This is a genomic window from Nocardia sp. NPDC058666, assembly GCF_042714895.1.
Lineage (GTDB): Bacteria > Actinomycetota > Actinomycetes > Mycobacteriales > Mycobacteriaceae > Nocardia.
Genome location: NZ_JBHXRY010000004.1, coordinates 190,560 through 203,033 on the forward strand (window position 1 = coordinate 190,560; position 12,474 = coordinate 203,033).

14 protein-coding genes are annotated in these 12,474 nt (G+C 65.2%); 12 read left to right on the forward strand and 2 right to left on the reverse strand.

From position 1 onward, the window contains the following. Positions 1–5: 5 nt before the first annotated feature. From ACFWVD_RS12535 to ACFWVD_RS12545, 3 genes are all read left to right on the forward strand, one after another. Positions 6–1,061 (forward strand): lycopene cyclase family protein, encoded by a 1,056-nt coding sequence (locus ACFWVD_RS12535; RefSeq protein WP_379242480.1) that lies wholly within the window; start codon positions 6–8, stop codon positions 1,059–1,061. Between the two features lie 291 nt (positions 1,062–1,352). Then, on the forward strand, positions 1,353–2,852 hold the full coding sequence (locus tag ACFWVD_RS12540) for a glycosyltransferase (RefSeq protein WP_379242157.1): 1,500 nt from the start codon (positions 1,353–1,355) through the stop codon (positions 2,850–2,852). Further along, positions 2,849–4,429, forward strand: a complete 1,581-nt coding sequence (locus tag ACFWVD_RS12545) for an ArnT family glycosyltransferase (RefSeq protein ID WP_379242158.1) — start codon at positions 2,849–2,851, stop codon at positions 4,427–4,429. Before ACFWVD_RS12540 ends, ACFWVD_RS12545 begins: the two co-directional genes overlap by 4 nt. Positions 4,430–4,476: 47 nt before the next feature. Here ACFWVD_RS12545 and ACFWVD_RS12550 read toward each other — a convergent pair whose 3' ends face one another. Next, positions 4,477–5,115 (reverse strand): LysE family translocator, encoded by a 639-nt coding sequence (locus ACFWVD_RS12550; protein ID WP_379242159.1) that lies wholly within the window; start codon positions 5,113–5,115, stop codon positions 4,477–4,479. A 150-nt stretch (positions 5,116–5,265) separates the two neighbouring features. On the opposite strand from ACFWVD_RS12550, the gene ACFWVD_RS12555 reads away from it, so the two are divergent. The 9 genes from ACFWVD_RS12555 to ACFWVD_RS12595 all read left to right on the forward strand — a co-directional run bounded on the left by ACFWVD_RS12555 (position 5,266) and on the right by ACFWVD_RS12595 (position 11,618). After that, positions 5,266–6,162, forward strand: a complete 897-nt coding sequence (locus ACFWVD_RS12555; protein ID WP_379242160.1) for a Ku protein — start codon at positions 5,266–5,268, stop codon at positions 6,160–6,162. 6 nt (positions 6,163–6,168) lie between these two features. Next, entirely contained in the window at positions 6,169–6,699 is a 531-nt protein-coding gene (locus ACFWVD_RS12560; RefSeq protein ID WP_379242161.1) for a GNAT family N-acetyltransferase, read from the forward strand. A gap of 55 nt (positions 6,700–6,754) precedes the next feature. After that, on the forward strand, positions 6,755–8,011 hold the full coding sequence (locus ACFWVD_RS12565) for an NAD(P)/FAD-dependent oxidoreductase (protein WP_379242162.1): 1,257 nt from the start codon (positions 6,755–6,757) through the stop codon (positions 8,009–8,011). 134 nt (positions 8,012–8,145) lie between these two features. Beyond that, entirely contained in the window at positions 8,146–8,331 is a 186-nt protein-coding gene (locus tag ACFWVD_RS12570) for an antitoxin VbhA family protein (RefSeq protein ID WP_379242163.1), read from the forward strand. A gap of 6 nt (positions 8,332–8,337) precedes the next feature. Continuing rightward, the gene (locus ACFWVD_RS12575; protein ID WP_379242164.1) at positions 8,338–8,646 is read left to right on the forward strand and encodes a Fic/DOC family protein; all 309 of its coding nucleotides are present in this window, start codon (positions 8,338–8,340) and stop codon (positions 8,644–8,646) included. A gap of 11 nt (positions 8,647–8,657) precedes the next feature. Continuing rightward, positions 8,658–8,900: a Fic family protein gene (locus ACFWVD_RS12580; RefSeq protein WP_379242165.1), complete on the forward strand. Its 243-nt coding sequence runs from the start codon at positions 8,658–8,660 to the stop codon at positions 8,898–8,900. A 176-nt stretch (positions 8,901–9,076) separates the two neighbouring features. Next, a complete protein-coding gene (locus ACFWVD_RS12585) occupies positions 9,077–9,949 on the forward strand; it encodes a MetQ/NlpA family ABC transporter substrate-binding protein (RefSeq protein ID WP_379242166.1) in 873 nt (290 codons plus the stop codon). Further along, positions 9,946–10,956 carry a methionine ABC transporter ATP-binding protein gene (locus tag ACFWVD_RS12590; protein ID WP_379242167.1) on the forward strand — a complete coding sequence of 337 codons (1,011 nt, stop codon included), beginning with the start codon at positions 9,946–9,948 and terminating at the stop codon, positions 10,954–10,956. The genes ACFWVD_RS12585 and ACFWVD_RS12590 overlap by 4 nt, the downstream gene beginning before the upstream one ends. Then, positions 10,956–11,618, forward strand: coding sequence for a methionine ABC transporter permease (locus tag ACFWVD_RS12595; protein WP_379242168.1), 663 nt, complete (start codon positions 10,956–10,958; stop codon positions 11,616–11,618). The genes ACFWVD_RS12590 and ACFWVD_RS12595 overlap by 1 nt, the downstream gene beginning before the upstream one ends. Positions 11,619–11,661: 43 nt before the next feature. On the opposite strand, the gene ACFWVD_RS12600 is transcribed toward ACFWVD_RS12595, so the two are convergent. Next, the gene (locus ACFWVD_RS12600; protein WP_379242169.1) at positions 11,662–12,162 is read right to left on the reverse strand and encodes a DUF4189 domain-containing protein; all 501 of its coding nucleotides are present in this window, start codon (positions 12,160–12,162) and stop codon (positions 11,662–11,664) included. Positions 12,163–12,474: the final 312 nt, after the last annotated feature.

The window sequence follows — 12,474 nt, forward strand, 5'->3', positions numbered from 1 at the left end:
CTGATCTGATCGTCTGTGGGCTCGGTCCTGCGGGGCGGGCGGTGGCTCATCGGGCTGTCGGGCAGGGGCTGTCGGTGATTGCGATCGATCCGAATCCGGATCGGGTGTGGACGCCTACCTATGCGGCTTGGGCTGATGAGTTACCTGCGTGGGTTGGTGACGGGGTGGTGGCGGCGACGGTTGCGGGGCCGTTGGCATGGGGGACTCGGGAGCATCGGGTCGAGCGGGTGTATCAGGTATTCTGTACGGCGGGGTTGCAGGCTTCGTTGTCGCTGGAGGGGGCGACTGTTGTTGCGGAACGGGCGGTGGAGGTCGATGCGCGGCTTGGAGTGGTGCGGACCGCTGGTGGGGTGACCTGCACTGGACGGGTGGTTGATGCGCGGGGGTTGGGGAGGTCGCCGGGGCGTGCTGAGCAGACTGCCTACGGGGTTGTTCTCCCGCTCGAAGAAGGTGAGCAGACCCTCTTCATGGACTGGCGGCGCGATAACGGTGCTGCTCTGGATGAGGTGCCGTCGTTCCTTTACGTTGTGCCGCTCGGTGCGGACACCGTGCTGTACGAGGAAACCTGTTTGGCCGGTCGACCCGCGCTCGCGCCAGATGTGTTGCGGCACAGGCTGGAACACAGATTGCACGCTCGGGGAATCACACTGTCAGGCACCGAACCTGTTGAACGAGTTCGGTTTCCAGTACAGGGTGGCAAACGGGGGCACGGACGGTTCGGTGCGGCCGGAGGACTCACGCATCCGGCCACCGGTTACAGCGTCGCCGCCGCGCTCGCCGCCGCTGACACCATCGCTGCGGGCGGCACAGTCTGGACCCCGCAAGCTCGCGCCGTCGCAGTCCTACGTCGCGCGGGATTGCGTGCGCTGCTTGCCCTTCCACCGCGCGAAGTCCCGGTCTTCTTCGACACGTTCTTCGGTTTGCCTGCCGCACTGCAACATTCCTACCTGTCGGGCCACGACGACCTCCGCGGCACCCTCGCCGCGATGCGCGCATTGTTCGCCGACCTGCCGCCCACGCTGCGCCGCACCCTCGCCACCTCGGTAATCGGCCTCAGCTGAACAGTAACCGGCAAACCCTTACCCAAACGCACAACTTCCCAAACATGCGCTCCCGCAACACCCTTGCTAGGATTTCGCTGTCCGGTACCGTCGCCGGACATGCCACCTGCCGGCGCCGTCGCGCGGACCGGTTCGGGGCACGGGGGCTGACGTCGGGGCGGTCACCGGTTTCCGCTGCTGCTCTTCGTCGAAATCCGGGTGATCATCATGCATGTCGAAGCGCCACCCCCACGTACGCGCGCAACACACCTCACCCACGGTGAGAACAGTCGCAAAGTCTCACGAAAAACCATGCTGGGCTTGCTCTTCGGTGCCGTCGCAGTGGTGGCCATGGGCCTGTGGCTGTCCGACGATCTACGAATTTTCCTGATCGTGGCCGGGCTGACCTTCTCGGTGTTCGCCATGGTGATGAGCTGCTCGTTCCTGATCTCGCTGGTCTACATGCACCGCGAATCCGGACTGGAAGGCCAACTGCTGCTCGCCGAACCCGACGGCCCCGCTCGCGAGGCCATCGCGGTGCTCATCCCGGCCAGGCACGAAACCGATGTGCTCGCCCACACGCTGCTCAACACCGCGTGGACGCAACGCGACCACCCCGCGCACCGCGTCGTGACGGTGATCAACGACGACGATCCCGAAACCTGTGCTGTGGCAGCGACAACCGCGCACATCGTCAACGAAGGCTTCGCCCGCGGACACGGCTACGACCGGATCCGCCGCGACCTCGACCAGGCCCTGCGTTTCGCGCCCGCAGGCCTGGCGGAACCGTCGCCCGGCCCCGTCCAGTTGCTGGTCTACCCGCTGCGCGATCGCCCGCCGAACAAACCGCAACAGCTCAACTACGCGTTCTGGCAGCTGCGCGACCAGTTCACCGTGTTCACCATCCTCGACGCCGAATCGCTGGCCGCGCCGGGCCTGCTGTGCGCGGTCGACCAGGCCTTCCAAGACCACCCCGGCGTCGAGATCATCCAGGGCGGCATCCAGCTGATGGATCCCCAGATCACCGGCGGTTTTCTGCGCCGCGTCGGCCAGCGCCTGCACCGCTGGTACGCCTGGCACAACCTGCTGGAATACACCCGCTGGTTCTCCTCACAGATGCGCTACCAATCCGACCGTGGCTTCATGCCACTGGGCGGCAACACCGTGTTCCTGCGCGCGGGCCTGCTCGAAAAGTCGGGTGGCTGGCCGATGTCGCTGACCGAGGACTGCGAACTCGGCATCCGCGCCACCGCCGTGCACCGCGCCCGCACCTTGACCTTCTACGACCCGCGCCTGACCACCCGCGAGGAAACCCCGCCCAGCCTGCTGACCCTGGTGAAACAGCGGCGCCGCTGGAACATCGGCTTCCTGCAGAGCCTGGTCGCGGGCAACTGGCGGTCGCTGCCGACCGTGCGCAGTCGGATTGTCGCGGTGTGGATTCTGTCGATGAGCCTGTTCCAGACGATCTCCCTGGCGATCCTGCCGCTGACGCTGATCACCCTGTTCTGGATCAAATCCCCTGCGCCACTGGCCGTTGCGGTGTGCCTGCCGACTATTCCGATCGTGCTCGGAATCGCGTTGCAGCTGTTGCAGATTCGCGAATACGGGCGGATCTACGCACGACGGGTGCCCTGGCATGTGTATCCGCTGTTCGTGCTGACGTTCTACCCGTATCAGCTGGTGCTGTCGTTCGCCGCACTGCAGGCGGTGCTCTGGTACGCGCTCGGGCGGCTGGGCTGGGACAAGACCGCGCACGTCGGCGACCACTTCGACGCGCAGGTCGCGGCGCCGGCCCTGGTGCGCACGGCATGAGCGCACCCACGACCGAGCGGCCACTGGCCACCGTCACCGAAATAGCGCCCGCGCCAACGCGATTCACCGCCCGACGCAAGACTCAGTTGCTGGTCGCGGTACTCACGCTGTGTTCCGGCGTGGTCACCGCGATCGGAATCACCGGATACCCCATCCGTTTCGGTGACGAGGGCGTGTATATCGCTCAGGCGTGGGCGATTCCGAATCTGCACGCGCTGGCGCACTACACCTATTGGTACGACCATCCGCCGATGGGCTGGGTGCAGATGTCGATCTGGTTCGAACTCACCCGCAGCCTGCAACGCTGGTCGGACAACACGGTGATGGCCGGACGCGAGTTCATGGTCGTTGTCCGAATGGCTACGGCTGCACTGCTGTTCGTGCTCGCGCGCCGACTGGGGATGCGCAACGGTTGGGCCGCGCTGGCTGTGATGCTGTTCGTGTTCAGTCCGCTGGCGGTGCACTACGGCCGAATGGTGTTGCTGGACAACATCGCCCTGGCCTGGCTGCTGGCTTCCTTCGCGCTCGCGCTGTCACCGCGACGTCGCTGGGGCGCGGCAGTCGGTGCGGCAGTGTGCTTTACGGTCGCCGTCACCACGAAGGAGACCCTGGCCATCGCCGCACCTGCGCTGGCCTACGCGCTGTGGCGGCACTATCGCGGCGCGGGCAACCGGGAGTATGTGGTTGTCTCGTTCGCGGTGGTGTTCGTGATGTCGGTATCGCTGTACCCGCTGTTCGCGGCCATCAAGAACGAACTGTTGCCCGGTCCGGGGCACGTCAGCCTGTGGGAAGCCATCGAATGGCAGCTGTCCGCGCGTGCCGGTAGCGGCTCGATACTGGATGCCGGTAGCGACGTGCGAATGCTCATCGACACCTGGCTCGCGTTGGACCTGCTGCTACCCGTCGGCGGCGTGATCGCCACGGCCACACTGATATTCGTGCCGCGATGGCGACCGGTGGCAGTGCTCGTGGCATTCCAGTTGGCGATGCTCGTGCGCGGCGGATACGTGCCGGCGATGTACGTGGTGACCCTGCTGCCCTTCCTGGCACTGGCGCTGGCCGCGGTCGCCGATCTCGGCCACTCGCGCCTGGCCGCCTGGTCCCGCACGGAGCCCGTCCCCCGCTTCGCCGTACTCGCCCTGGTGGCCGCCTTGATCGCGTACCCGATCGCCGCAACCACCCTGGCCCACACCTGGCCCGACACCCTGCACCGACAATTCACCCTCGACGAAGACCGCCCCGAACGCGAAGCCGTCGCCTGGATCGCCGCCAACATCCCCCGCGACGCGCTGCTGGTCACCGAAAGCGAACTCTGGCTGGACCTGCTCAACGCGGGCTTCGACGCCCGACACAACGTCTGGGTCTACAAGGTCGACAGCGACCCCGGTGTGGCCACCGAGATCGGCAACTGGACCGCCATCGACTACCTGGCCCTGTCCGCCGCCACCATCTCGGCCCAATCACCCGCCACGATGCCCTGGGTTTTCACCGCCCTCGACTACGGCCGCGTGCTGGCCACCTTCGGCGAAGGAGCCAACACCGTCACCGTGCTGAAGGTGGACAAGACCGATAGCTGACAGCTGGCCCGCGCGCCGGATGCCTCACACAACCAATCGTCCCCGCCCTACGGCGACGTTCGAGCCGAAATCGTCGCGACCCCGAGGACAGCCAACGCACCCGAACTCAGATTGCCCAACGTCCGAGCCACCCGCGGCCTGCGCAACCACCGCACCGCGCGGGCCGCGACAACCGACACCAACACCAACCACACGAACGCCACGACACCGTCGATCGCGCCCAACACCATCGTCACACTCGCTGCCGAAGAATCCGCGGGCGCGAACTGGGGAACAACCGCCAGGAAGAACAGCCCAACCTTCGGGTTCAGCAGGCACGGAACGATCCCGTCCCGGAATGCGGCCACAAGGCTGCGCCCAGCTTCCCGCTCGTCCGCCGCAGCCGGCCCCATCGTGTCGCGGCGCAGGAACCCACTGACGCCCAAATAGATCAAATAGACACCGCCGACAATCTTGAGAACCTGCAACGCCGTCGGATATGCAGTGAGCAGCGCAGCCAACCCCACCGCAACCGCCCCCGCCCACACCATCGATCCGAGACCCGAACCAGCGGCGACAGCAACGCCCAGCCGCGAATCCGACAACGAATGTCGCAGCACGAGAAAAGTATCCGGTCCAGGTGTGATCGCCAGCAGCAGGCAAAGTCCCGCGAACGCGAACAGCGTCGGGACTGACAATTCGGCCATGCGCTTGTCTATCAACCCCGGCGCGCGGGCGCTACTTATTTTCGGTCAGGCGCAGAAGGGTCCCGATTTCAAGCACCGAAACATCACGGACCAGCGCCGATTCGGTGCTGCTTGCTCGCACCGGCGCAACATATCGACCATGATGGGAGCATGAGGTCGATCTGGAAGGGCTCGATCGCTTTCGGGCTGGTCAATGTCCCGGTCAAGGTTTATACCGCGACCGAGGATCATGACATCAGGTTTCATCAGGTCCACGGCAAGGACGGGGGCCGGATCAAATATGACCGGGTGTGTCAGGTGTGCGGGAATTCGGTGCAGTTCGCCGATATCGATAAGGCTTACACCTCGCCTGATGGGGAGCAGGTGGTGTTGACCGACGAGGATTTCTCGAAGTTGCCCGCGGCGGAAAAGCACGAGATTCCGGTGTTGGAGTTCGTGCCGTCGGATCAGATCGACCCGGTGCTGTTCGACAAGAGTTACTACCTCGAACCCGATTCGGCGACGCCGAAGGCGTATCAGTTGCTGGCGGCGACGCTGGAACGCATCGACAAGACCGCGCTGGTGCACTTCACGCTGCGGCAGAAGACCAGGTTGGCCGCGTTGCGGGTGCGCGACGGGGTGCTCGTGCTGCAGACGTTGCTGTGGCCCGACGAGGTGCGCGCGGTGGAGTTCCCGTCGCTCGAGGACGCGCCCGCCCCGCGCCCGCAGGAATTGAAGATGGCGGAGACGCTGGTGGAGTCGATGTCGGGCGATTTCGATCCGTCCGAGTACACCGACGAATACCAGATCGAACTGCAGAAGCTCCTGGATGAGGCGATCGCCAGCGGGACCGGCAAGGTCGAGCCCGCCGCGGAAACCGAACCGGCCGAACAGGCCGATGCCGAGGTGGTGGATCTTGTCGCGGCCCTGCAGCGCAGCCTCGAGGCCAGCGGTCGCCGGGATGCCGCCCCGGAGAAGCCGGCGAAGAAGGCCGCCAAGAAAGCCGCACCGCGCAAGGCCGCGAGCAAAACCGCCGAGCCCAAGACCGCTACCCGCAAGGGTGCGTAGGAGCCCATGGACACCGTTGTCGTGCCGATGGGACTCGGACATCTGCGTCAGGTCCTCGACCTGGGCCATCAGGTTTTCGATACCACCATCAAGCCGTACACGTCATGGTCGCTCACCGCCGTCGCCCAGCATCTGGACAGTCCGGACAATGCGTGCTGGGTGGCCCTGGATTCGGACCGGGTGGTCGGGTTCGTGCTCGGTTCGATGGAGTTCGAGAATCGTGACGACTGGGCCTACCTGGAGTGGATCGCGGTCGCGCCCGACATGCAGGGCCACGGGATCGCCAGGCGGCTGGTGAACGTGTGCTCGGAGGCGTTGTTCGCGCGCGGGGCCCGGCATATCGTCACCGATGTCGAGGATCGCAACAGCGCCTCGGCCGCGCTGATGACCAGCAGCGGGTTCGTGCCCGCGGCGACCGTCACGTTGCTCGTTCGCCCCAACCCCGCCGCCCCCGACGACGACGCCGCGCTGCCGCCGATCACCAAACGCGACCTCGTCCGACGCGGTCGCCTGTCGATCGAACACCCGCTGCGCTGAGCTGCCGACGGAGCGCCTCGAACGCAAAACCGCAGGTCCGGCCTATCCTCGACGGGTGGCTCATACTCCGAGGGACGAGCACGATCTGACCGTCGTCGCCGACATGTGGTCGCCCGCGTGCACCGCGATCCGCACCTTCCTGGCACGCAACGAAATCGCTTGCCGCTGGCTGCAACCCACCGAGTCGACCGGTCGACAACTGCTCGAGCAGCACGGTTTCACCGCCGACGACACTCCCGTGCTGTTCAAGGCGGACGGCAGCAGCTTGAAGCCCGCCGACGAGGAACAACTGGCCCAGTGGGTGGGCTTGCACGCGAAACCCAGCTCCGACAACTACGACCTGCTCATCGTCGGCGGCGGACCCGCGGGCATGGCGGCCGCGCTCTACGGCGCGTCGGAAGGCCTGCACACAGTCCTGCTCGAACGGTGGGCCATCGGCGGTCAAGCAGGTTTGAGCTCGAGCATCCAGAACTACCTGGGCTTCCCCGACGGCATCTCCGGCTCCGACCTCACCGACCGCGCCCGCAAACAGGCCTGCAAATTCGGCGCCGAACTGGTGATCAGCCTGCAAGCCGACCACCTTCGCCCCACCGACCACGGCTTCGCGGTGCACTGCACCGACGACATCACCGTGCACGCCCGATCGGTGATCATCGCGACCGGGGCCACCTTCCGCACCCTCGACATCCCCAGCGTCGACAAGTTCAACGGCCGCGGCGTGTTCTACTTCTCCGCGCTCACCGAGGCACCGTTGTGCGCGGGCTCGGACGTGTACATCGTGGGCGGTGCGAACTCCGCGGGCCAGGCGGCGGTGTACTTCGCGTCGTGCGCGCGCAAGGTGATCATGCTGGTGCGCGCGGATTCGCTGGCCGTGGAGATGTCGACGTACTTGATCAAGCAGATCGAGGGGATTCCGGCGATCGAAGTTCGCACCGACGTCGAGGTGGTCGACGCGTCCGGCGGCACCCACCTCGAACACCTCACCCTGCGCGACCGCACCACCGGCGCCGTCGAAGAAGTCCCCGCCAACTGGCTGTTCGCCTTCATCGGCGCCGAACCCGCCACCGACTGGCTGGACCCCTCCTTCGCCCGCGACAGTCACGGTTACCTGCTGACCGGCCCTGACATCACCACCGTCGAAGGCTCCCACTCCCCCTGGCCCCTCGACCGCCCACCCCTACACCTGGAAACCACCGTCCCCGGCGTTTTCGCCGCAGGAGACGTGCGCGCCTTCAACGGCCACCGAGTAGCCGCCGCCGTGGGCGAGGGTTCGATGGCAGTAATGCTCGTCCACAAGTTCCTCCACGATTGACGTGCTGACGCTCACTCACCTGCCCAAACGTACGTCTCAATGCAAGGTCCGGCCGCTCGAAGCACGGTAGCCTGGTGTCCAGGGCGGTGTGGCGAGTGCGCAACGCGAGATGTCACCGACACCGAGAGGATGCGATGAACGACAAGGACGCGGACCGTGCAGTCGAAGCTGTGGTGGCGGGAAACAAAATGGCAGGTCACAAGACACCTGAGCGCGTCCAGCGCCAAATGCGTCGCATTCTGAAGGGTGAGATCGCCGTCGACGAAGCAGTGGCCGCCGCAATCCGCGGACACCGCAGTCGGCACCGCGCAGCCTCCTGACCAGCAGTGACGGAGGATCCGTACGCCTACCCCGGCACCAACGTCCTGCGTAACCTGCTCGATGAGCGCGACCCTGTCATGGCCGCGGAGCTAGAGGTCGAGCTCGCATCGTTGCGTGCGGCGCAGCTGCAGGCGCATCCCATCAGCGGCGGATTCGACTTCGACCACCTGTGCGGGATCCATCGCTATCTTTTCGGCGATTTCTACGATTGGACGGGGCGGATCCGCACAGTACAGACCAGTAAGGGAATCCCTTTCTGCCCGCCGGCCAACATCGAGACTCAAAGCCGCTTCGTTGCCGCGACGACGGGTTGAAGTCTTCTGACGTGGACACCTTCGTCGATCGGCTTGCCTACCATTGGGGCGAAGTCAACGCCGTCCACGCCTTCCGCGAGGGCAACACTCGCACGCAGCGCGCCTTCTTCAACCAGCTGCTGCTAGAACGGGGCTGGTACATGGATTTTCAGGCGCTCGACTACTCCGCTTTCAAGGCTGCCCGGCATCACGCAATCGTCGCCGACCACCGCAAGCTGGCTGCGGAGTTGGTGCCGACGATCCGCCGACGTTGATGCGCAACTGCTCGAGGTTCAGGGCCGTCCGCGCAGGATTCACATTGTCCACAAGCTAGACGCTCGTCCCACTGTTCGCGAGGGTTTCGCTCACCGCAAGCTAAACCATTGTCGAGGGTTGGTGGTGGCGGCTTGGATGACCGAGTTCATCTTCTGCGAGTCATTCGGGAGTACAAGTGAAATTCCGTCGAGCGCTGGCGATCCCAGTGCTGATTGCCACCGCTGCCATCACCCTCACGGCGTGCGGTGCCGACGATGCGGCGTCGGGGACGGTGGTGCGGATCGGGACCACCGACAAGGACAAGGCTTTCGAGGTTTTCGAGCAGAAGGCCAAGGAGCAGGGGATCACGCTGAAGGTCACCAACTTCTCTGATTACAAGCAGCCCAATGTGGCGTTGTCGCAGAAGCAGATCGACCTGAATCTGTTCCAGCATCTGCAGTTCCTCGGCCAGTACAACGTGGCCAGCTCGGACACGCTGACGCCGATCGGGTCGACTTACATTGTGCCGCTGGGTCTTTACTCCAAGAAGCACAAGGCGTTGGCCGATATTCCAGCCGGTGGTGAGATCGCGATTCCCAACGATCCGACCAACCAGGCGCGCGCACTGTTCGTGCTGCAGGCGGCCGGGCTGCTGAAGCTCACCGGCACGTCGGTGCAGCCGACTCCCGCCGACATCGACAAGGCCGCGTCCAAGGTGAAGGTGACGCCGGTCGATGCCGCGCAGACCGCGCTGTCGCTGCCCTCGGTCGACGGTTCGGTGATCAACAACACCTTCCTCGAACGGTCGGGCGTCGACCCGAAATCCGCGCTGTACAAGGATGATCCGAAGAACCCGGCTGCCGAGCCGTACATCAATGTGATCGTCAGCCGCGCCGAGGACAAGACGAATCCGACCTATCTGAAGCTGACGGAGATCTGGAAGGATCAGGCCGTGGCCACCGCGCACGCCGAGGTCACCAAGGACACCGCGGTGGCCGTGAATCGGCCAGGTCCCGAGCTGGAAAAGATCCTGGATCGGGTGCAGCAGGGCATCCGCACGACCAAGTGAGCACCGAAGCGGCGGTCGAATTTCGTTCCGTCACCAAGGTTTTCGGCACCGGCGCGGACCAGCACACCGCGCTCGACAACATCGATCTACGGATCGAGCCGGGTGAGATCTTCGGCGTGATCGGCTATTCCGGGGCGGGCAAATCCACCCTGGTGCGGCTGATCAACGCCCTGGACAAGCCGACCTCGGGCACTGTCACGATCTCCGGCACTCCCATCACCGGGGTGCCGGAGTCGGCGGTGCGCACGTTGCGGCGCGATATCGGCATGGTGTTCCAGCAGTTCAACCTGTTCCGATCACGTACTGCCGCAGGCAATGTCGAGTATCCACTGAAAGTGGCGGGGTGGAAGCGGGCCGAACGCAAAGCCCGCGTGGCCGAACTGCTCGAGTTCGTCGGGCTCACCGACAAGGCACGCGCCTACCCGGATCAGCTCTCGGGTGGGCAGAAGCAGCGGGTCGGGATCGCCAGGGCTTTGGCGACCTCGCCCTCGCTGTTGCTCGCCGACGAGGCCACTTCCGCGCTCGACCCGGAAACCACGGGTGAGGTGCTGCGGCTGTTGAAGAAGATCAATGCCGAGCTCGGGGTGACCATTGTGGTGATCACTCATGAGATGGATGTGATCCGGGCGGTCGCCGATCGTGTCGCGGTGCTGGCCGAAGGTCGGATCGTCGAATTGGCTTCCACCTTCGAGGTTTTCGCTGCACCGCAGGCCGCGCCTACGCGTTCGTTCGTGGCGACGGTGCTGCACAATCGGCCCGACGCGACGGAGCTGGATCGACTGCAGCAGTTGCACGGTGGCCGGTTGGTCACGATCGATATCGATGACGACAGCGGTCTCGGCACGGCTTTGGCTGCCGCGGCGGCTGCCGAGGTGCGGTTCGAGATCGTCTACGGCGGGGTGAGTACGTTGCAGGACAAGACATTCGGCAGCGTGACCCTGGCCTTGCACGGGCCCGATGCCGCGGTGGATCGTGTTGTCGCCGACCTGCAACAGAAGGTGGGCTGATGGAAACGAACTGGGAGAAGTTGCGGCCCACACTGTTCGAGGCGATCGGGACCACTGTTTACCTGGTCGGCGTGACATTCGTGGTGGCCGGGGTGATCGGGCTGGCGCTGGGCACCGCGCTCTACACCACGCGCAAGGGTGGGCTGCTGGCGAACGCGCCGATCTACTTCGTGCTCAATGTGTTCGTCAATGTGGTGCGGCCGATTCCGTTCATCATCCTGCTGGCCGCGCTGGGCCCGGTCACCCTGGAAGTGGTCGGGACGACGATCGGATCCGAGGCGGCGCTGTTCGTGATGATCGTGGCGGCCTCGTTCGGGATCGCGCGGATCGTGGAACAGAACCTGGTCACGGTCGATCCGGGCGTGATCGAGGCGGCGCGCGCTGTGGGCGCGGGACCGTTGCGGATCATTGTCACGCTGCTCATTCCAGAAGCGTTGGGGCCGTTGATCCTCGGCTACACGTTCGTGGTGATCTCGATCGTTGATATCTCCGCGATGGCCGGCACCGTCGGTGGTGGTGGCCTGGGTGATTTCGCGATCGTCTACGGGTATCAGCAGTTCCAGTGGCAGGTGACGCTGGTGGCGGTACTGATCATCATCGTCGGCGTGCAGGGTGTGCAGTTCTTCGGGAACTGGCTCGCACGCAAAGTGTTGCGACGCTGAATACGGCAGGGGCACACGGTAATCGGGTGCCCCTGCCGGTTCATCAGACGTTCGCCGTGCAGGCCGACAGCACAACCCACGCCGCACGCGGCGACGCCGAACCCAGGTCGGGGAACGGCGGGGCGCTGAACCCGAGCACGTCCACCGCGGAACGTTCGGCCGCGGCCAGGGAGCGATCCCACGACCAACCGAACCGGTAGTCCGCACCCTGCGCCACCGCACCGCACGCGTTACGGAAGTCGACCACGATCTGGCAGTCCCGCACTCCGCACTCATCCAACGCGGCATTGCGCGCCGCCGTCCAGCTGCCGTAATTGACCGCCGACGCGACCACGGCCTGCCCCGGCGACAACGCCATCGCCCCATACAGGTCCCCGGCCGCGGCCTGGAACCCACCATCACGTGACACCGCGGTGAACCCCGGCACCTCAGCGATCGCCACACCGCTGGCACCCGCGGCAGCAGGCCCCGCGGTGGCCACGGTCGCCGCCGCCACCGCGGACATCACAGCCACACCCAGCGCGTACTTGCCCAGAACAGACATCAGAGATTCTCCCCATCGAAATGTCGACTTCACGGTCGAAGCCGAACCAATCATGAACAGCCTTCGGCCACACCGGAAATAGATTTCCGACATCACCGCGACCATTCCCGCGAAACCCGCCATAGCGTCGACACATCATCGCCCACAACAGCTTTCACGATCCCGACGCCCGTTCCTCCCGAACCGTTCGTCCCCCACAGAGTAACAACGACCTCCGACAAGTTCCGATCAGCCGACAACGGCCGTCGCCCCCACCGACAGGAAAAGCCTGCGCGCTAACGCATTTCGCCCACCTCTCGTGAGAGGTGGGCG

What these genes read in the sequence shown, in the direction of transcription:
- ACFWVD_RS12570 (WP_379242163.1), top strand. Translation starts at nt 8,146, where the DNA reads ATGAACGACAAGGACGCGGACCGTGCAGTCGAAGCTGTGGTGGCGGGA.
- ACFWVD_RS12600 (WP_379242169.1), bottom strand. Translation starts at nt 12,162, where the DNA reads ATGTCTGTTCTGGGCAAGTACGCGCTGGGTGTGGCTGTGATGTCCGCG.
- ACFWVD_RS12560 (WP_379242161.1), top strand. Translation starts at nt 6,169, where the DNA reads ATGGACACCGTTGTCGTGCCGATGGGACTCGGACATCTGCGTCAGGTC.
- ACFWVD_RS12550 (WP_379242159.1), bottom strand. Translation starts at nt 5,115, where the DNA reads ATGGCCGAATTGTCAGTCCCGACGCTGTTCGCGTTCGCGGGACTTTGC.
- ACFWVD_RS12545 (WP_379242158.1), top strand. Translation starts at nt 2,849, where the DNA reads ATGAGCGCACCCACGACCGAGCGGCCACTGGCCACCGTCACCGAAATA.
- ACFWVD_RS12595 (WP_379242168.1), top strand. Translation starts at nt 10,956, where the DNA reads ATGGAAACGAACTGGGAGAAGTTGCGGCCCACACTGTTCGAGGCGATC.
- ACFWVD_RS12540 (WP_379242157.1), top strand. Translation starts at nt 1,353, where the DNA reads ATGCTGGGCTTGCTCTTCGGTGCCGTCGCAGTGGTGGCCATGGGCCTG.
- ACFWVD_RS12555 (WP_379242160.1), top strand. Translation starts at nt 5,266, where the DNA reads ATGAGGTCGATCTGGAAGGGCTCGATCGCTTTCGGGCTGGTCAATGTC.